15 protein-coding genes are annotated in these 16,787 nt (G+C 75.3%); 5 read left to right on the top strand and 10 right to left on the bottom strand.

The features are described 5' to 3' along the window. Positions 1 to 324: 324 nt before the first annotated feature. The 3 genes from AC3WUG_RS08155 to AC3WUG_RS08145 all read left to right on the top strand — a co-directional run bounded on the left by AC3WUG_RS08155 (position 325) and on the right by AC3WUG_RS08145 (position 3,018). Entirely contained in the window at positions 325 to 1,812 is a 1,488-nt protein-coding gene (locus tag AC3WUG_RS08155) for a phosphomannomutase/phosphoglucomutase (RefSeq protein ID WP_492327236.1), read from the top strand. After that, on the top strand, positions 1,809 to 2,018 hold the full coding sequence (locus tag AC3WUG_RS08150; protein WP_205693691.1) for a Trm112 family protein: 210 nt from the start codon (positions 1,809 to 1,811) through the stop codon (positions 2,016 to 2,018). The genes AC3WUG_RS08155 and AC3WUG_RS08150 overlap by 4 nt, the downstream gene beginning before the upstream one ends. Positions 2,019 to 2,094: 76 nt before the next feature. Further along, positions 2,095 to 3,018, top strand: coding sequence for a cation diffusion facilitator family transporter (locus AC3WUG_RS08145; RefSeq protein ID WP_492327222.1), 924 nt, complete (start codon positions 2,095 to 2,097; stop codon positions 3,016 to 3,018). A 104-nt stretch (positions 3,019 to 3,122) separates the two neighbouring features. Here AC3WUG_RS08145 and AC3WUG_RS08140 read toward each other — a convergent pair whose 3' ends face one another. The 9 genes from AC3WUG_RS08140 to AC3WUG_RS08100 all read right to left on the bottom strand — a co-directional run bounded on the left by AC3WUG_RS08140 (position 3,123) and on the right by AC3WUG_RS08100 (position 13,415). Continuing rightward, complete coding sequence (locus tag AC3WUG_RS08140) at positions 3,123 to 4,406, bottom strand: MFS transporter (protein WP_492327221.1); 1,284 nt, start codon at positions 4,404 to 4,406, stop codon at positions 3,123 to 3,125. After that, positions 4,403 to 5,815, bottom strand: coding sequence for an allophanate hydrolase (locus AC3WUG_RS08135; RefSeq protein ID WP_492327220.1), 1,413 nt, complete (start codon positions 5,813 to 5,815; stop codon positions 4,403 to 4,405). The genes AC3WUG_RS08140 and AC3WUG_RS08135 overlap by 4 nt, the downstream gene beginning before the upstream one ends. Continuing rightward, positions 5,812 to 6,486, bottom strand: a complete 675-nt coding sequence (locus AC3WUG_RS08130) for an urea amidolyase associated protein UAAP2 (protein ID WP_492327219.1) — start codon at positions 6,484 to 6,486, stop codon at positions 5,812 to 5,814. Before AC3WUG_RS08130 ends, AC3WUG_RS08135 begins: the two co-directional genes overlap by 4 nt. Before the next feature lie 2 nt (positions 6,487 to 6,488). After that, positions 6,489 to 7,325 carry an urea amidolyase associated protein UAAP1 gene (locus AC3WUG_RS08125; protein WP_492327218.1) on the bottom strand — a complete coding sequence of 279 codons (837 nt, stop codon included), beginning with the start codon at positions 7,323 to 7,325 and terminating at the stop codon, positions 6,489 to 6,491. 9 nt (positions 7,326 to 7,334) lie between these two features. Further along, the gene (locus tag AC3WUG_RS08120) at positions 7,335 to 7,976 is read right to left on the bottom strand and encodes a cysteine hydrolase family protein (protein ID WP_492327217.1); all 642 of its coding nucleotides are present in this window, start codon (positions 7,974 to 7,976) and stop codon (positions 7,335 to 7,337) included. Between the two features lie 36 nt (positions 7,977 to 8,012). After that, complete coding sequence (locus AC3WUG_RS08115) at positions 8,013 to 9,011, bottom strand: ABC transporter permease (protein ID WP_492327216.1); 999 nt, start codon at positions 9,009 to 9,011, stop codon at positions 8,013 to 8,015. 73 nt (positions 9,012 to 9,084) lie between these two features. Further along, positions 9,085 to 9,969, bottom strand: a complete 885-nt coding sequence (locus tag AC3WUG_RS08110; RefSeq protein ID WP_492327215.1) for an ABC transporter permease — start codon at positions 9,967 to 9,969, stop codon at positions 9,085 to 9,087. Continuing rightward, positions 9,966 to 11,705 (bottom strand): ATP-binding cassette domain-containing protein, encoded by a 1,740-nt coding sequence (locus AC3WUG_RS08105; protein WP_492327214.1) that lies wholly within the window; start codon positions 11,703 to 11,705, stop codon positions 9,966 to 9,968. The genes AC3WUG_RS08110 and AC3WUG_RS08105 overlap by 4 nt, the downstream gene beginning before the upstream one ends. A 93-nt stretch (positions 11,706 to 11,798) precedes the next feature. Then, complete coding sequence (locus AC3WUG_RS08100) at positions 11,799 to 13,415, bottom strand: ABC transporter substrate-binding protein (RefSeq protein WP_492327213.1); 1,617 nt, start codon at positions 13,413 to 13,415, stop codon at positions 11,799 to 11,801. Positions 13,416 to 13,669: 254 nt separating this feature from the next. On the opposite strand from AC3WUG_RS08100, the gene AC3WUG_RS08095 reads away from it, so the two are divergent. Both AC3WUG_RS08095 and AC3WUG_RS08090 read left to right on the top strand, forming a co-directional pair. Beyond that, positions 13,670 to 14,935 carry a metal-dependent hydrolase family protein gene (locus tag AC3WUG_RS08095; protein ID WP_492327212.1) on the top strand — a complete coding sequence of 422 codons (1,266 nt, stop codon included), beginning with the start codon at positions 13,670 to 13,672 and terminating at the stop codon, positions 14,933 to 14,935. Next, entirely contained in the window at positions 14,928 to 15,659 is a 732-nt protein-coding gene (locus AC3WUG_RS08090; RefSeq protein ID WP_492327211.1) for a TetR/AcrR family transcriptional regulator, read from the top strand. Before AC3WUG_RS08095 ends, AC3WUG_RS08090 begins: the two co-directional genes overlap by 8 nt. Positions 15,660 to 15,863: 204 nt before the next feature. Here the strand turns inward: AC3WUG_RS08090 and AC3WUG_RS08085 are convergent, their stop codons facing one another. Further along, the gene (locus AC3WUG_RS08085) at positions 15,864 to 16,787 is read right to left on the bottom strand and encodes a glycine betaine ABC transporter substrate-binding protein (protein WP_492327210.1); all 924 of its coding nucleotides are present in this window, start codon (positions 16,785 to 16,787) and stop codon (positions 15,864 to 15,866) included.

The following is a 16,787-nucleotide window of genomic DNA, read 5'->3' as shown; positions in this document are numbered from 1 at the left end:
GCCGGGGGCGACTGCACCGTGCTGCTCCCCGACGACCGGCAGGTGTACGCCCTGCTGCGGCGGGCCGGCGGCTCCGAGGCGCTGCTCGTCGCCAACGTGTCGTCGACGTCGGCCCCGTGGCCGGCCGACCTCGACCCCGCGAGCTGGTCCGGCGCGGCGGTTCTGCTGACCAGCGCGCGCGTGCGCCCCGACGACGCGGACGCCGGTCCGGTGCGGGCGTGCGACCCGCCGCCCGCCGCCGCGACCGGACCGCTGGCGCCCTGGGAGGCGCGGCTGCTCCGCCGCCACCGGGAGGCTCCGTCCGGGGCCTCCCGCGACACCCCGATGGGATACCGTGACGCCGTGCCTGAGACCTCCGCGCTGCCCGACCTGACCGGCCTGATCAAGGCGTACGACGTCCGGGGCACGGTCCCGGACCAGCTGAACGCCGACGTCGCCCGCGCGATCGGCGCGGCCTTCGCCGACGTCGTCGTCCTGCCCGAGGCCGCCGACGGCGCGCGTCCCCGCGTGGTGATCGGCAACGACATGCGCCCGTCCGGGCCGGAGCTGGTCGGCGCGTTCGCCGAGGGCCTGGCCGCGCGGGGTGTCGACGTCATCACGATCGGCCTGTGCTCGACGGACGGCCTGTACTTCGCGTCGGGCAAGCTGGGCATCCCGGGCGCCATGTTCACGGCGAGCCACAACCCCGCCGAGTACAACGGCATCAAGCTGTGCCGCGCGGGCGCCCGCCCGGTCGGCCAGGACTCGGGCCTGTCCCGGGTGCGCGACCTCGCGGCCGAGTACCTGCGCGACGGCGTGCCGGCCGCGGCCGAGGGCACCGCCGCCGGCGAGGTCACCGAGCAGGACCTGCTGGGCGACTACGCCTCCTTCCTGCGCGGCCTGGTCGACCTGTCCGGCATCCGCCCGCTCAAGGTCGTGGTGGACGCGGGCAACGGCATGGGCGGGTTCACCGCGCCGGCCGTGCTGGGCACCGGCGCGGGCCTGCCGGAGCTGCCGCTCGAGGTCGTGCCGCTGTACTTCGAGCTGGACGGCACGTTCCCGAACCACGAGGCGAACCCGCTGGAGCCGGAGAACCTGCGCGACCTGCAGAAGGCCGTCGTGGAGCACGGCGCCGACATCGGCCTGGCCTTCGACGGCGACGCCGACCGCTGCTTCGTCGTCGACGAGAACGGCGACCCGGTCAGCCCGTCCGCCATCACGGCGCTCGTCGGCCTGCGCGAGATCGAGCGGGAGAAGGCGGAGGGCCGCACGCCCACCGTGATCCACAACCTCATCACCTCGATGGTCGTGCCCGACCTGGTGACCGCGGCCGGCGCCAAGGCCGTTCGCACCCGGGTGGGCCACTCGTTCATCAAGGCGCAGATGGCGGAGTCGGACGCGGTGTTCGGCGGCGAGCACTCGGCGCACTACTACTTCCGCGACTTCTTCTTCGCGGACACCGGCATGCTCGCGGCGCTGCACGTGCTCGCCGCGCTCGGCGGCCAGCCGCACCCGCTGTCGGCGCTCGCCGAGCAGTACCAGCCGTACGTCGCCTCGGGGGAGATCAACTCCCGCGTCGCCGACGTGGCCGCCGCCCGCGCGCGCGTCGTCGAGGCGTACGTCGAGCAGCAGGGTGCCGGCCCGGTCACGGTCGACGAGCTCGACGGCCTGACGGTCTCGCACTGGGACGGCCACCCGCAGTGGTGGTTCAACCTCCGGGCGTCGAACACCGAGCCGCTGCTGCGCCTGAACGTCGAGGCCGCCGACGAGGACATCATGGAGAAGGTCCGCGACGACGTGCTCGCCCTCGTCCGCCAGGACGGCGAGGCGTGAGCGCCGCCGAGCCCGTGGGCACCACCGGCCTCGCCCCCTGGGTGCGCGAGCTGCTGCGCTGCCCCGTGACGGGCGCGACCCTGGTCGACGGCGTCGGCCCGGGCGGCCAGCCCGAGCTGGTGTCGACGGACCCGGACCGCCCGCTGGCGTACCCCGTGCGCGACGGCATCCCCGTCCTCCTCGCCGACGAGGCCCGCCCGGTCTAGCATCTCCGCTCGGGCCACCGCGCGGCGGCCTCGGGGGACCTCGGTCGCCCGTGCGCTGACCAGCGGAGGGACCGGCATGGCACACGGAGGCGGGAACAAGGCGATCATCGCCGCGCTGTCCGCGAACCTGGGCATCGCGGTGACGAAGTTCGTCGCCTTCCTGCTCACCTCGTCGAGCTCGATGCTGGCCGAGTCGGTGCACTCGGTCGCCGACTCGGGCAACCAGCTGCTGCTGCTCGTCGGCGGCCGGCGGGCCCGGCGCGCGGCGGACGAGGAGCACCCGTTCGGCTACGGGCGCGAGCGGTACATGTACGCGTTCATCGTCGCGATCGTGCTGTTCAGCCTGGGCGGCCTGTTCGCGCTGTACGAGGCGTGGCACAAGTTCGCCGACCCGCACCCGATCGAGTCGTGGCAGTGGGTGCCGCTCGTGGTGCTGGTCGCGGCGATCGTCATGGAGGGCCTGTCCTTCCGCACCGCGATCGGCGAGGCGAACCACACCCGCGGCAAGCAGGGCTGGGTGTCCTACATCCGCACCGCGAAGGCGCCCGAGCTGCCGGTGGTGCTGCTGGAGGACTTCGGCGCGCTCATCGGCCTGGTGCTCGCGCTGTTCGGCGTGTCCATGACGCTGGTGACGCACGACGGCCGCTGGGACGCGGTCGGGTCGGCCGCGATCGGCGTGCTGCTCGTGATCATCGCGATCGTGCTGGCGGTCGAGACCAAGAGCCTGCTGCTGGGGGAGTCCGCGAGCCGCAAGGACGTCGACGCCATCCGCGCCGCGCTGATCGGCCCGGGCGTCCCGTCGGTCATCCACCTGCGCACGCTGCACCTCGGCCCGGACGAGCTGCTGGTGGCGGCGAAGATCGAGGTGCCGGCGGCGTCGACCGCGGCGGACGTCGCGGAGGCGATCGACGCGGCGGAGCAGCGGGTGCGCGCGGCGGTGCCGATCGCCCGCGTGATCTACCTGGAGCCGGACCTGCGCCACGCGGTCGCCGCGGTCTGACCCCCGGGGCTCTTCCGGCCTGACAGTGGAAGGTTGTGACGGACACGCCGTCGGCATGTCCGTCACAACCTTCCACTGTCGTCCGAGGTGGGGACGGACCAGCGTCAGACGGCCGCGACCGCCGGGCGGCGGGACAGGACCGCGACCAGGACGACCGCCACGAGCATGACCGCCGCCGCCGCGGCGCCGAGGACCGCGTAGCCCGGGCCGGCCACGACCCAGCCGCCCACGAGGGCGCCGAGGCCGGTGCCGAGCGAGATGATCGACGAGTTCAGCGCCACCACCAGCTGCCCGTGCCGGCCCGCCAGCGTGAGCAGCACGTTCTGCAGCGGGGAGTTCATCGCCCACGCGGCGAACCCCCAGAGCGCGAACACGGCCAGCGCGGTCCACGCCGTCGCCGTGGCCGGGGTGAGCAGCAGCAGCGCCACCACCGACGTCGCCAGCGCGAGCACGATGCTGCGCGCGGCGCCGAACCGGTCCGCGAGCCGGCCGCCCACGACGTTGCCCGCGACCCCCGCGACCCCGTACGCCAGCAGCACCGCGCTGAGCAGCGGGCCGGTCAGCCCACCGAGGTCGGTGAGCAGGGGGGACGAGTACGTCTGCACCATGAGCGCCGACGCGGTCTCCAGCATCGACACCAGCAGGACGACGGCGACCAGCCCGGGCAGCGCACGCGGCGCGCCGAGATCGGTGGTCCGGTCCGAGATCGGTGCTTCAACGGACCGATCTCGGCGCGAAGCACCGATCTCGGCGTTCTGGGCGGCCGCCGCGGCGGCGCGCGGGACGCGGACCAGCGCCAGGACGCTCGCCAGCGCGAGCAGCGCCAGGCCGCCCACCAGGGCGTACACGCCGCGGTAGCCGAGCGCCGGGCCGAGCAGGTTGCCCGCCGGCGCGCCGAGCACGGTCGCCGTGGTCAGCCCGCCGAACACCGTCGCCACCGCCCGCCCGCGCCGCCCGGGCGGGGCCAGCCGCGCCGCCAGCACCGTGGCCGTCGGCGTGAACCCGCCGGCCGCGACCGCCGACAGCCCGCGCAGGACGGCGACCTGGTCGTAGGTGGTGGCGAACGCCGTCGCGCCGGTGGCCAGCGCGAACAGGCCCAGCGCGACGGCCATGAGCAGCCGGCGCGGCACGCGCCCGACGACGAGCGTGAGCAGCGGCGTCGACACCGCGTACGTGAAGCCGTAGACGCTGACCAGCGTGCCGACCTGGCTGACCGACACGTCGAGCTCCGCGGACACGCTCGGCACCAGCCCGGCCATGACGTAGGAGCCGAACCCGATCGCGAACGTCCCGGTCGCCATCGGCCAGAGCCGGGGTCCGCGCGCGGGGCCCGGCGCGGCCGGGGCGACGGGCGGCGTGGCGGGCGGCGTGGCGGCGTCGAGCGTCACGCCGGCACCGGGTCCGCGACCCGGCCCGCCGCCGTCCCCGGCGCCCCCGCCCCGTCCAGCACGTCCCACGCCCCGGGCCCGGCGACGGCCAGCAGCCGCCCCGCGAGGTCCAGCGCGGCGCCGTCCGCGAACCCGCGGGTCAGCACCGAGACGCCGACCCGCTCGCCCGGCACCCCGGCGTCGACCGGCACGGCGACCGCCGCGTACCCGAACAGGTTGCAGAAGTTGGTGTACGTCCCGAGCCGGGAGTTCACCGCGACCGGCTCCGCGGCCACCTCGGCCAGCGTCGGGTGGTGCGTGGTCGTCGGCAGCAGCAGCGCGTCGGCGTCGCCGAGCGCGGCCTCGGCGACGACCCGCAGCTCCGCGAGCGTGACGAGGTCCGCGGCGTACCGGTGCGCGGGGAGCTCGCCCGCGGCGCGGATGATGCCTGCCACCACGGGATCCAGGCCCTCGGGCTCGGCGTCGACGAGCGCGCCGACCGCGGCGTACCGCTCGGCGACGAACGCCCCGTCGTACAGCAGGCGCGCGGCGTCGAGGAACGGCGTCAGGTCGACCTCGCGCGGCGTCCACCCGGCGGACCGCAGCGACGCGACGGTCGCGTCGAACGCCGACCGCCACAGCGGGTCGAGCGCGTCGAGGTCCGCCGCCCGGGGCACGGCCAGCACCGGCGCGTCCGGCGCGGGCGCCGCGACGTCGGCCGGCACCGGCCGCGCCAGCGCGTCGACCCCGTCCGGCCCCGCCATCAGCTCGACCGCGCGGGCGGCCAGCGGCAGCGACCGCGCGAACACCCCCACGCAGTCGAGCGACCGGCACGCCGGCAGCACGCCGGTGGTCGGCACGAGGCCGGGCGTCGGCTTGACCCCCACGACGCCCTGGAGCGCGGCCGGCACCCGGTTCGACCCGGCGGTGTCCGTGCCGAGCGCGAGGTCGACGATCCCGAGCGCGACGGCGACGGCCGACCCGGACGACGACCCGCCGGAGATGCGGTCGGGGTGCTCGGCGGACCGCACCGCGCCGTAGGGGCTGCGGGTGCCGACGAGCCCGGTGGCGAACTGGTCGAGGTTCGTCTTGCCCAGCACCACGGCGCCGGCGGCGCGCAGCCGGGCGACGGCGGTGGCGTCGGCGGTCGCGGTCCACGCGACGCCGGGGCAGCCCGCGGTGGTCGGCAGCCCCGCGACGTCGATGTTGTCCTTGACCGCGACCAGGCGGCCGAGCAGCGGCAGGTCCGCGCCCGCCGCCGCCCGGTCGGCCTGCGCGCGCACCTCGGCCTCGACGTCGGCACGGGGGCGCAGGTGGATCCACACCTCGGGCCGGTCGACCTCGGCGATCCGGGCGTAGGCGCGGTCGACCGCGGCGAGCCCGTCGACCCCGACCCCGGACCCCGCGCCCACGCCCACGCCCACGCTCACGCCGCCCCCTCCGTCACGATCATCCGCACCGGGGTGGGGTCGAACCCGTTGCACGGGTTGTTGATCTGCGGGCAGTTCGACACCAGCACCAGGACGTCCCGCTCGGCGCGCAGCGTCAGCGACAGGCCGGGGGAGGAGATGCCGTCGACGATGCCCAGCGCGCCGTCCGCCTCGACCGGCACGTTCATGTACCAGTTGATGTTCGACACCAGGTCGCGCTTGCCGAGCCCCCACCGGGCGCCCTCGGCGAGGAAGTTCTCGACGCAGGCGTGCTGGTGCACGGTGTGGTGGCCGTACCGCAGCGAGTTCGACTCCTTGGAGCAGGCGCCGCCGATCGTGTCGTGCCGGCCGACCTCGTCGTGCACGAGCGTCATCAGCGCGTCGCCGGTGCCGGCCCGCAGCACGGAGCCCTGCACCAGGTAGACGTTGCGCTGCGCGGCGATCGTGTCGGACGCGGAGTACCGGACGGACGTGTCGTGCGCGTCGTAGAGCAGGCAGTCGACGGCCTGGTTGCCCTCCAGGTCGACGATGGTGAGCTCCTGGCCGGCGCGGACGACGGCCGACCACGGCGACCGGCGGGGGACGACCTGGTCGAGCACGACGGCGGCACCGTCGAGGCGCGCCGGCAGCGCGTCCGTCGACGGGGTGGGGGAGGTCGGAGCGGCGGTCATGGTCACAGTCCCCTCGCGCGGGCGTAGTCGATGGTGTTGGCGAAGGCGCGCATCCCCTCGGGGCCGGCCGTGGCCTCGGGAGCGTCGGGCCCCGCGGGCGCCCCGCGCCAGGCGCGCACCCGCAGCGGCGTCGACACGTACTCCTCGCGCGGGTCGACCGGGTGCGGCACGTTCGCGAGCAGCACGACGCACGGCAGCTCCAGCCGCAGCCGGACCCGCGCGCCCGCGCCGGCCGACCCGGTGAACTCCGTGGTCCCGTCGTCGGCGATGCGGACGCCCTGGAAGAACGACAGGCTCGGCGGCACGTCGCGCGCGCCCAGCCCGTTCTTCAGCGCGGCGAGCAGCAGCAGCTCGCGGCCGGCGGGGGTGCCGCCCTGCGGGGAGCCGTCGCCGTACCGGGCCTCGTTCGCGGCCTTCGACGACGTGCCGGCGAACGTGTCGTGCCGCCCCGAGGTGTCCTCGACGACGGTCGCGAGCACCCGGCCGCGGTCGGAGAGCAGCATCGAGCCGGTGCCGAGGTAGGCCTGCCACTGGATCTTGACGGTGTCGGCGACGTTCAGCCGCTCGTCGACCTGGGCCGCGTTGGTGAGCACGAGGTGGGCGCACGCGTCGCCCTCGAGGTCGGTCAGCTCGAGGACGGAGCCGCGGGCGAGCACGACGGTGGTGTAGTTCCCGCCGGCGACGGTCTCGGCGTGCAGCCGGTCCGCCGGCGCGACGTCGGCGGGCCAGTCGGCGGCGCCGGCCGCCGGGACGGTCGGCATCGTGTCGACGACCGTGCCGCCCTGGGCGCGCGCGTGGTCGCGCGCCCCCAGCGGCGAGGCGGTGGAGATGCTGGTCATCGGTCCTCCTCAGACGGCCTGGGCGGTGGTGGCGAGCGCGCGCTGCACCTCGGGGTTCGGGGTGGCGGTGGTGAGCCACTGCTGCACGTCCTCGGCGGTGACCAGGGCGTCGCGCTGCAGGTAGTCGATGGCGCGCAGCGCGGCGTCGTGCGCCTCCTGGGTCGAGCCGCCGACCGCGTCGGTGACGACCCGCACCCGGTAGTCGTGCTGGTGCGCGTCGACCGCGGTGTAGTGGATGCACACGTCGGTCAGGCCGCCGATGAGGATCACGGTGTCGGCCCGGTACGCCTTGAGCACGATCTCCAGCTCGGTGCCGAAGAACGCGGAGTAGCGGCGCTTGCGGATCAGGAACTCGTCCGGGCGCGGGTCCAGGCCCTGCGCGAGCTCGGTCTCCGGCCAGCCCTCGACGCAGTGCGGGCCCTCGGCGCCGTCGAGCTCGCGGCCGATGTCGATCAGCGAGGGCTTGTGCACCTCCTGGATCCACACGACCGGGATGCCCTGCTCGCGGCAGGTGGCGATCATCTTCCGGACCCGCGGCGCCCGCTCGGTCCGGCCGGGCATGTACGGGATCTCGGTGCGGGACTCGGCGCGCTCGACGTCGCCGCCCTGGATGTCGACGACGATGAGCACGGCGTTGCCGGTGACGTTCATGGGGGTGGTTCCTTCCGGGGGGTGGTGCGACCGCGCTCAGGCGAGGGCGATGCGGCGGTCGGCGGCGGCCTGGAGCACGTCGACGACGGTGTTGAGCAGGACGTAGACGACGCCGAGCAGCAGGGCGACGCCCGCGATGGCGGGGAAGTCGGAGGCCGCGACGGACTTGTCGAGGTAGGAGCCGACGCCGGGCCAGTCGAAGATCTTCTCGACGACCACCAGGCCGGCCAGGAGCATGCCCGCCTGGATGCCGACCATCGACAGCGTCGGGCCGAGCGAGTTCCGCACGGCGTGCCGCACGAGGATCTGCCGCTCGCCCATGCCGGCGGCGCGGGCGGTGCGGGCGTGGTCGGCGGCCATGTTGGCCTTGAGCCCGTCGACGAGCACCCGGCCGATGGCGACGGCGGGCGAGATGGCGGCGCACAGCGCGGGCAGCGCCAGGTGCACCACCGCGTCGCCGGCGACGTCGAACCGGCCGGCGAGCAGCCCGTCGAGCACGAGGAACCCGGTGGGCCCGGCCGGGGCGTCGCGCAGGCCGGTGCGGCCGCCCGACGGCAACCAGCCGAGGTTGCCGTAGAACACCAGCAGCGCGACCATCCCGAGCAGGAACGTCGGAGCGGCGGCGCCGCTCAGCAGGACGACCCGCACGACGCCGGCGCCGCGCCACCGCAGCGTGGTGAGGGCCGCGAACGCCACGCCCAGCACCAGCGCGATGCCGAGCACCCACGCCGCGAGCTCGAGGCTGGCCGGCAGCACCTGCGCCAGGTTGTCGGCGACCGGGGTGCGGCTCCGCAGCGAGTTCTGCAGGTCGCCGTGCAGCAGGCCCTGCAGGTAGGTGAGGTAGCGCTGCACCAGGGGCTCGTCGAGGCCGAGGCGCTCGCGGGCGGCGGCCACCGCGTCGGCGGAGGCGTTGGCGCCCACGTACGCCTTGGCGGGGTCGACGCCGCTGACCTCCTGGAGGCCGAACAGCGCCATCGTGAGCGCGAGCAGCACGCCGATCGTCGCGGCGACGCGCTTGACCAGGAACATCACCATGCGAGGGCCTCCTCGGCGGCTCGGGACGGGCGGGGGACGGCGGGGCGGCGCGCGGCGCGGGCGGGGCTGAGCATCAGCGCCCCCGCATCAGGTCGCGGACGCCGTCGCCGGCGAGGTTCGCCGCCAGCGCGATCACCAGGACGGCCAGGCCCGGGAAGATCGGCACCCACCACGCCTGCAGCAGGTACGCCATGCCCTGGGCGGCCATCGCGCCGAGCTCCGGCGCGGGTGCGGGCGACGACAGGCCGATGAACGACAGGCCCGACAGCGCGACCACCAGGCCGCCGACGTCGAGGCTCGCGGCGACGACGATCGTCGAGCGCACCCCCGGCAGCAGGTGCCGCGTGACCCGGGTGCCCCACGGCGTCCCCGCGAGCCGCGCCGCCTCGAGGTGCGGGCGCGCGGCCCACGCGCGGACCTCGCCGCGGACCAGCCGCGCGTACAGCGGCCACCAGACGACGGCGACACCGACCAGGGCCGAGGTGAACGACGCGCCGAGCGCCGCGGCGACCGCCATCGCGATGACCAGGCCGGGCAGCGCGAGGAACAGGTCGGTCGTGCGCATCAGCAGCGCGTCGACCCAGCCGGGCAGCGCGCCCGCCAGCAGGCCGACCAGGCCGCCGACCAGCACGCCGGACGCGATCACGATCGCCGCGGCGACCAGGCTGGACCGCATGCCGAACAGCAGCCGGGACAGGATGTCGTAGCCCAGGGCGTCGGTGCCGAGCAGGTGCTCGGGGCTCAGCGGCGGCAGGAACGCGTCGCCGCTGCGCAGGACGGGGGAGTGCGGCGCGAGCACCGGCGCGGCGAGCGCGACCACCACGATCAGCGCGAGCACGCCGATCGCGGCCAGGTCGACGCCGAGCGCGCGGTGCCGGACGGCGGTGACGCGGGCCCAGCGGCGGGCGGCGCGGGTGGTGGCGCCGCCGGGGGAGACGGCGAGGTCGGCGGTGGTCATCGAGCGGCTCCCGTGGTGGTGGCGACGCGGCCGCGGCGGTGCTGCGGGCCGGGGATCGCGCCGAGCAGCGTGCGGGTGTACTCGTGCTGCGGGCGCTCGCAGACGTCGTCGGTCGGGCCGATCTCGACGATCCGGCCCTCGCGCATCACGGCGACCCGGTCGGCGACGATCCGTGCTGCCGCGAGGTCGTGCGTCACGAACAGCACGGACATCCCGAGCTCGCGGCGCAGCCGGCCGATCAGGTTGAGCACGGTGGCCGCGAGCGACACGTCGAGCGCGCTCGTCGGCTCGTCGCACAGCAGGACCGTCGGCGGGACGATCACCGCGCGGGCGAGCGCGACGCGCTGCCGCTGGCCGCCGGAGAGCTGGTCGCCGCGGGCCCGCGCCGTCTCCGGCGGCAGGCCGACCGTGCGCAGGGCGTCGAGGACGCGGTCGGTGCGCTCCGCCCGGGACATGCCCGTGACGTGGGCCTGCAGCCGCTCGTCGAGCATCGTGCCGACCCGGAGCCACGGCGTCAGCGACGACCCGGCGTCCTGGAACACCATCTGCGGGGCGGCGCCCGCGGCCACGGTCACCTCGCCGGCGGTGGTGGTCTCGAGACCGGCGACCACCCGCAGCAGCGTCGACTTGCCGCAGCCGGACTCGCCGACCAGGGCGACGGCCTCGCCGGCGCGGACCTCGAGGTCGACGCCACGGAGGGCGGGCAGCTCGCGGCGCCGCCACGGCGGCCCGCTGCGGAACACGCGGTGCGCGTCGCGCACGGTGACGGCGGCGCCGTCGCGCAGGACCACCGGGGGCCACACCGCGGGGAGCTCGGGGGCGGGGGCGCCGGGCGCGAGGTCGAGGACGCCGTCGGCGCCGACGGCGACGTCGTCGTCCGCGGGGGCCGGGGCGGTGGTCGCGGGCGTCGCAGCGCCCGCAGTGGCCACCGGCATCGCCGCCAGCGGCCGGTCCCGCGGCGTCCGGAGGTCGATCCGCGACCGCAGCAGGTTCTTCGTGTACGCGTGCGTCGGGTTGCCGAACACCTCGTCCACCCCGGCGGACTCGACGATCCGGCCCTGCTGCATCACGGCGATCCGGTCGCACACCTGCGCCGCGACGCCGAGGTCGTGGGTGACGAACACGATCGAGCAGCCGATGTCCTCGCGCAGCGTCAGCAGCAGGTCGAGGATCTGCGCCTGCACCGTGACGTCGAGGGCGGTGGTCGGCTCGTCGGCGAGGATCAGGGACGGGCGGCGGGCGACGGCGAGCGCGATCATCACGCGCTGGCGCAGGCCGCCGGACAGCTGGTGCGGGAAGGCCTTGAGCCGGTCGGCGGCGCGGGGGATGCCGACGTCCTCCAGCAGGGACAGCGCGTACGCGCGGTCGCGGGTGACCTCGCCGAGCTGCCGGCCGATCGTCATGGTCGGGTCGAGCGAGGTCATCGGGTCCTGGAACACCGCGCCGACGTGCTGCCGGCGGGCGGCGCGCCGGGCCGCGTCGGGGGCGCCGATCATGTCGGTGCCGGCCAGGTCGACGGCCCCGGAGACGACGGGCCGGGCGGAGGCGGGCAGCAGGCCCATGACCGACAGGCCGAGGATGCTCTTGCCCGAGCCGGACCCGCCGACCAGGCCGACGACCTCGCCGCGCTCGACGGTCAGGTCGACGCCGCGGACCGCGTGCACGGTCTCGCCGTCGCGGGTCAGCCGGACGTCGAGGCCGTCGACGCGGAGCACGGGGCTCTCGGCAGCAGGCATGGCGGTCTCCTTGGGAGGGCGGAGGAGGGGTGGAGCCCGGGGCGGGGCCGGTCAGGGGTCGCGACCCCGCCCCGGGGTCGGGGTGGCGCGGGGTCAGCCCCGGCCGAGCGCCGCGAAGTGCAGCACGTCGTACTCGAGGACGTTCTGCGCCTCGGTCGTGCCGGTGACGTCCGGCGTGGTCAGCAGGGTGGTGTTGAGCGAGCCGATCGAGTACCAGTAGCGCGTGGCGTTGATCGCGTCGGCCGCCGGGGCGTACGCCGTGATGTCCCCGCTGGCGCGGGCGGTGTCGAGCAGGTCGGTCAGGCCCGGCACCTCGGCGCCGAACAGGTCCAGGCCGCCGGCCGGGGTGTAGATGATGCTCGCCCAGGCGTCCGGGTGGCCGGCGTCGGGGAACACGGAGAACACCGCGAGGTCGGGGCCGTCGGCGCCCTCGTCGGCGATGCCGTAGATGGTGCCGGCCGAGTAGGCGACGGCCTCGGCGGGGATGCCGGCGGTGCTCAGCCGCGAGCCGAGCTCCTCGGCGACGGCCTTGCCGTCCGCGCTGGACCCGGCGTACGCGATGCGCACCGTGCCGGAGTCCGGCGTGCCGAGCGCGTCCCAGGCGCCCTCGTCGTAGGTGATGCCCTGGTCGTCGATGCCCGCGTCGACCATGCCCTGCGGGAACAGCTGGTCGGTCGGCACCTCCAGGCTGCCCATGGCCTCGGCGATGATCGACTCCTTGTCGATCCCCGCGAACAGCGCCTCGCGGTCCGCGACGTCGGCGAGCCAGGCCGAGCCCGGGTTGACGTAGACCATCTGCGTCGTGAAGTTCGGGAAGGTCGACGTCGTGACGTCCTCGCTGCCCTCGAACGACTCGAACGAGGTCTTGTTGAGGTTGCCGAGGATCGCGTCGATCTCGCCGCGCTCGAGCTGCAGCTGCGCCGAGGAGGCGTTCTCGGCGACCTGGATCTCGATGGACGTGAGCTCCGGGGCGTCGCCCCAGTAGCCGTCGTAGGCGGTGAGCTCGTAGCGCTCGCCCGTCTCGACCGCGGTCAGCTCGTACGGGCCGGTGCCGGCGTCGTGCGTCGTGAGGTAGGTCTGCGCGACGTCGTCGCCGGCCTCGTCCGCCAGCACGGTCGGGCTGAGCAGCTTCACGCCGAACGGCGAGGCCAGGTAGTCGAGGAACGCGGCGTTCGGGGCGGCCAGCGTGACGACGGCGGTCAGGTCGTCCGGGGTCTCGACGGACACGACGTCGCCGACCATGTACGCCGGGCCGGCGTCGACCTGGGTACGCCGCTCGAACGACGCCTTCACGGCCTCCGACGTGAGCTCGGTGCCGTCGTGGAACGTGACGCCCGACCGCAGGGTGAACGTGTAGGTGAGGCCGTCGTCCGAGACGGTCCACTCCTCGGCGAGCTCCGGGACGATCGTCGGCTCCTCGACGCCGTCGGCGTACGCCACCAGGCCCTCGTAGGTGTTCTCGATGATGTTGAGGCCCGGGCCGTCGTAGTTGACGTCCGGGTCCGGCGGCGTGGTGTACCCGGTGAGCATCACGGCGGTGAAGGTGTCGTCGCCGTCGGCGGACCCGCCGCCGACGGTGCCGCTCTGGCCGCACGCGGTCAGGGCCAGCAGCCCGGCGACGGCGGCGGCCGCGGCGGTCGCGCGGGTGCGGGCGGCGGTGCGGGGGCGGCGGGCGGTCCGCGTGGTGGCGCGGGCGGTGCTCGGGCTCATGCTCGGTGCCTCTCGGTCGGGGGTGCGTCGACGGGTGCGGGAGGAGGGGGCCGCGACGCCGAGGGGAGGGGAGGTGCGGGGGAGGGCGGACCCTGCGATCCGCGCCGTGGTGCGGCCGACGCATTTCCTGTCGGTGACCGGAAAAGTAGACCCGGGGCGTTGCCACGGGGTTGCGCGGTGTTGCCGGGACGTAAAATCTGTCTGTGACAGGTAATGGGCTAGCCTGGCCGCTCCCGACCCCGAGGAGCCCGCCCGTGACCGACCTGCTGCTGCGCGACGTGCGCCTGATCGACGGCACCGGCGCCGACCCGCGCCCGGGCACGGACGTGCTGGTCTCGGACGGCCTGATCGCCGCCGTCGGGCCCTCCGGGACCGTGGTGCCCGGCGCCGCGACCGCCGACCCGGCCCGCCTCGCCGTCCTCGACGGGTCCGGCCGCACCCTGCTGCCCGGGTTCCTCGACTGCCACGTGCACGTCAGCACGTCGCCCGGCGGCGACACCCTCGGCACCGTCCTGGCGCCGGAGTCGCTGCTCACCCTGCGGTCCGTCCCGCACCTGTCCGCGACCCTCGACGCCGGCGTGACGACCGCGCGCGACCTGGCCGGGGCGGACTCCGGGTTCCGGGACGCCCTGGAGCAGGGTCTGGTGCGCGGCCCGCGGCTCCAGGTCGCCATCCGGATCCTGTCGATCACCGGCGGGCACGGCGACTGGCGGACGATCGAGGGGGTGGCGCTGGACACCGGGCCCGGCGCCGGCGCCGTCGCCGACTCGCCCGCCGAGTTCGTGCGCGCGGTCCGCGAGGTGCTGCGGCAGGGCGCCGACTGGGTCAAGGTCGCCGCGACCGGCGGCATGGGCAGCCCGCGCAGCCACCCGGAGTCCGGCGGCCTGTCCGAGCCCGAGCTCCGCGCCGTCGTCGAGGAGGCCGACCGGCACGGCGGCGTCGGGGTGGCCGCGCACGCGCAGGGCGCCGCGGGTATCGCCGCCGCGGTCCGCGCGGGCGTGCGCAGCGTCGAGCACGGCTACCTCGTCGACGACGCGACGATCGACCTCATGGGGGAGCGCGGCACCTGGCTGGTGCCGACGCTGTCCACGCTGACCCGGCCCGTGGCGGACGGGGTCGCGCCGTGGGTCGCCGCCAAGCGCCGCGCCCTGACGGACGCCGCGCGGGAGCGGCTGCACGCGGCGATCTCGGCGGGCGTGCCGGTCGCGCTCGGCACCGACGCCGGGATCGCCCCGCACGGCACGAACCTCACCGAGCTGGCGCTGCTGGTCGAGCACGGGCTCTCGCCGGCCGCCGCGATCGTCGCGGGCACCTCCGGGGCGGCGCGGATGCTCGGCCTCGCGGACCAGGTGGGCACCGTGGCGCCGGGCCTGCGCGCCGACCTGGTGCTGACGGGCGTCGACCCGCTCACCAGCATCGACGCGCTGGCGGACCCGCGGAACGTGCGGGTGGTGGTGCAGGATGGGCGGGTCGTCAAGGACGCCCGGGCCGACGACGGGAGGACGGTGGACCGTGGCTGAGCAGACCGAGGCCGCGCCGCGCCGCCGGGGCCGCCCCCGCTCCGCGCCCCGGGCGAACTCCTCGCTGAGCACCCGCGAGGAGATCCTGGCCGCGGCGGCGTCGCTGTTCGGCTCGCAGGGCTACACCGAGACCACGACCCGGCAGATCGCCGACGCCGTCGGCATCAAGCAGGCGTCGCTGTACTACCACTTCGCCGACAAGAGCCAGATCCTGCGCTCGCTGCTCAAGGGCACCGTCGCGCCGTCGGTCCAGTTCGCGGACTGGCTGCGCACGGCCGGCTCGGAGGGCGGCCCCGTGGACCCGACCGTCGCGCTGGCCGCCCTCGCGCGCTACGACCTCGACGGCCTGCTCCGCGACCGGTGGAACCTGCACGTCGTCTACCGGCTGCTCGACATCGCCGAGACCGAGTTCGCCGAGACCCGGGAGAGCCAGGTCGCGCTGCGCGGGCACTACCGCGCGCTGTCCGTGGCGGTGCTGGAGCAGCAGGGCGTCGACGCGGCGGCGCTGCCGGAGACGGACCTGGAGCTGGCGTTCGGGCTGGTCGAGGGCATCATCAGCCAGCGGCAGTGGGGCGACGACGGCACCCGCGCGGCGTACGCCGAGGCCGTGGTCCGCGGCTGCCTGCGCCTGGTGCACGTCCCGGAGCCGGCGATCGCGGGCGCCGTGGCGGCGGGCGAGGCCCTGGCCGCCCGCTTCCGCGCCGAGGTCCCCCAACCGGACTGACCCCTCTCTCCGCCCGCCCCGGCCCGCCCCCGGCTCGCCCTCCCCGCTCGCGCCGAGATAGGACTTCTCAGCCGAGATAGGACCCTGCAGGGTCCTATCTCGGCGCGGAGGTCCTATCTCGGCGAACGGTGGCGAGGCCCGGGACGGCGACGGCCCCCGCACCCGGAGGGGCGGGGGCCGTCGTGAGGCCGGAGCGCGGGGGCGTCAGACGCCCGCCTGCTCCTTGAGGTCCGTGACGAAGTCCGGGTTCTCGTCGAGCCACGCGGCGGCCGACGCGGTCGGGTCCGAGCCGCCGTCCTCGTTGAACATGAGGTTCTCCAGGGAGAACAGCTGCTCGTCGGTCAGCTCGAACGCCTCGATGAGCTTGGTCAGCGTCGGGTAGTCCTCGGCGAAGCCGGTGCGGCCGACGGTGTGGATCTCCTCGGCCTCGCCCATGGCGCCCTCGGGGTCCTCGAGGTCGCGGACGGGGTAGGCGTCGTACGCCCAGTGCGGGCGCCACAGCGTGACGGCGATGTTCTCGCCCGCGTCGGTCGCGCCCTTGAGCTCGGCGAGCATCGCCGGCGTGGACGAGACCACGAACTCCATGTCGTCCAGGCCGTAGGTCGGGATGGCCTCGTCCTGGGTGATCCGGGTCAGGCCGGCGCCGGACTCGATGCCGACGATCCGGTTGCCGAACGCGTCCGCGTTCTCGGCGAGCTCGTCGATCGAGGTGATGGGCGCGTCCTCGTTCACCGCGATGGTGAGGCGGGCGTCGTCGTACCAGACACCGAGCTGCTCCATGTCGTCGCCGTACTGCTCGAGGTAGTCCTCGTGCGTCGTGGGCAGCCACATGTCGAAGTTCACGTCGAAGTCGCCGCCGGCCAGGCCGGTGTACACGACGCCGGCGTCCGCCTCCTGCGACTCGACCGTGTAGCCGTCCTCCTCCAGCATGGTCTGGAACAGCGCCGACACGGCGATGCCCTCGTCCCAGCCGGAGTGCACGCCGATCGACACGGTGGGCAGGTCGCCGTTCTCGAGGCGCTCCTCGTCGGAGGCGCCCGAGCCGCCGTCGGAGGCGCAGGCCGTCAGGGCCAGGCCGGCGACGAGCGCCGAGGCGGCGAGGGCGGAACGGCGGGTGCGGGTGCGCAT

The organism is Cellulomonas sp. EB106-03-03-XG116, from assembly GCF_058792015.1.
This window is presented reverse-complemented; position numbering and strand designations above follow the sequence as displayed.

Excerpts from the sequence above, each read along its gene's own strand:
- AC3WUG_RS08105 (WP_492327214.1), bottom strand. The coding sequence starts at position 11,705 with ATGCCTGCTGCCGAGAGCCCCGTGCTCCGCGTCGACGGCCTCGACGTC.
- AC3WUG_RS08155 (WP_492327236.1), top strand. The coding sequence starts at position 325 with ATGGGATACCGTGACGCCGTGCCTGAGACCTCCGCGCTGCCCGACCTG.
- AC3WUG_RS08115 (WP_492327216.1), bottom strand. The coding sequence starts at position 9,011 with ATGGTGATGTTCCTGGTCAAGCGCGTCGCCGCGACGATCGGCGTGCTG.
- AC3WUG_RS08125 (WP_492327218.1), bottom strand. The coding sequence starts at position 7,325 with ATGACCAGCATCTCCACCGCCTCGCCGCTGGGGGCGCGCGACCACGCG.
- AC3WUG_RS08110 (WP_492327215.1), bottom strand. The coding sequence starts at position 9,969 with ATGACCACCGCCGACCTCGCCGTCTCCCCCGGCGGCGCCACCACCCGC.
- AC3WUG_RS08130 (WP_492327219.1), bottom strand. The coding sequence starts at position 6,486 with ATGACCGCCGCTCCGACCTCCCCCACCCCGTCGACGGACGCGCTGCCG.
- AC3WUG_RS08085 (WP_492327210.1), bottom strand. The coding sequence starts at position 16,787 with ATGCGCACCCGCACCCGCCGTTCCGCCCTCGCCGCCTCGGCGCTCGTC.
- AC3WUG_RS08100 (WP_492327213.1), bottom strand. The coding sequence starts at position 13,415 with ATGAGCCCGAGCACCGCCCGCGCCACCACGCGGACCGCCCGCCGCCCC.
- AC3WUG_RS08145 (WP_492327222.1), top strand. The coding sequence starts at position 2,095 with ATGGCACACGGAGGCGGGAACAAGGCGATCATCGCCGCGCTGTCCGCG.
- AC3WUG_RS08120 (WP_492327217.1), bottom strand. The coding sequence starts at position 7,976 with ATGAACGTCACCGGCAACGCCGTGCTCATCGTCGTCGACATCCAGGGC.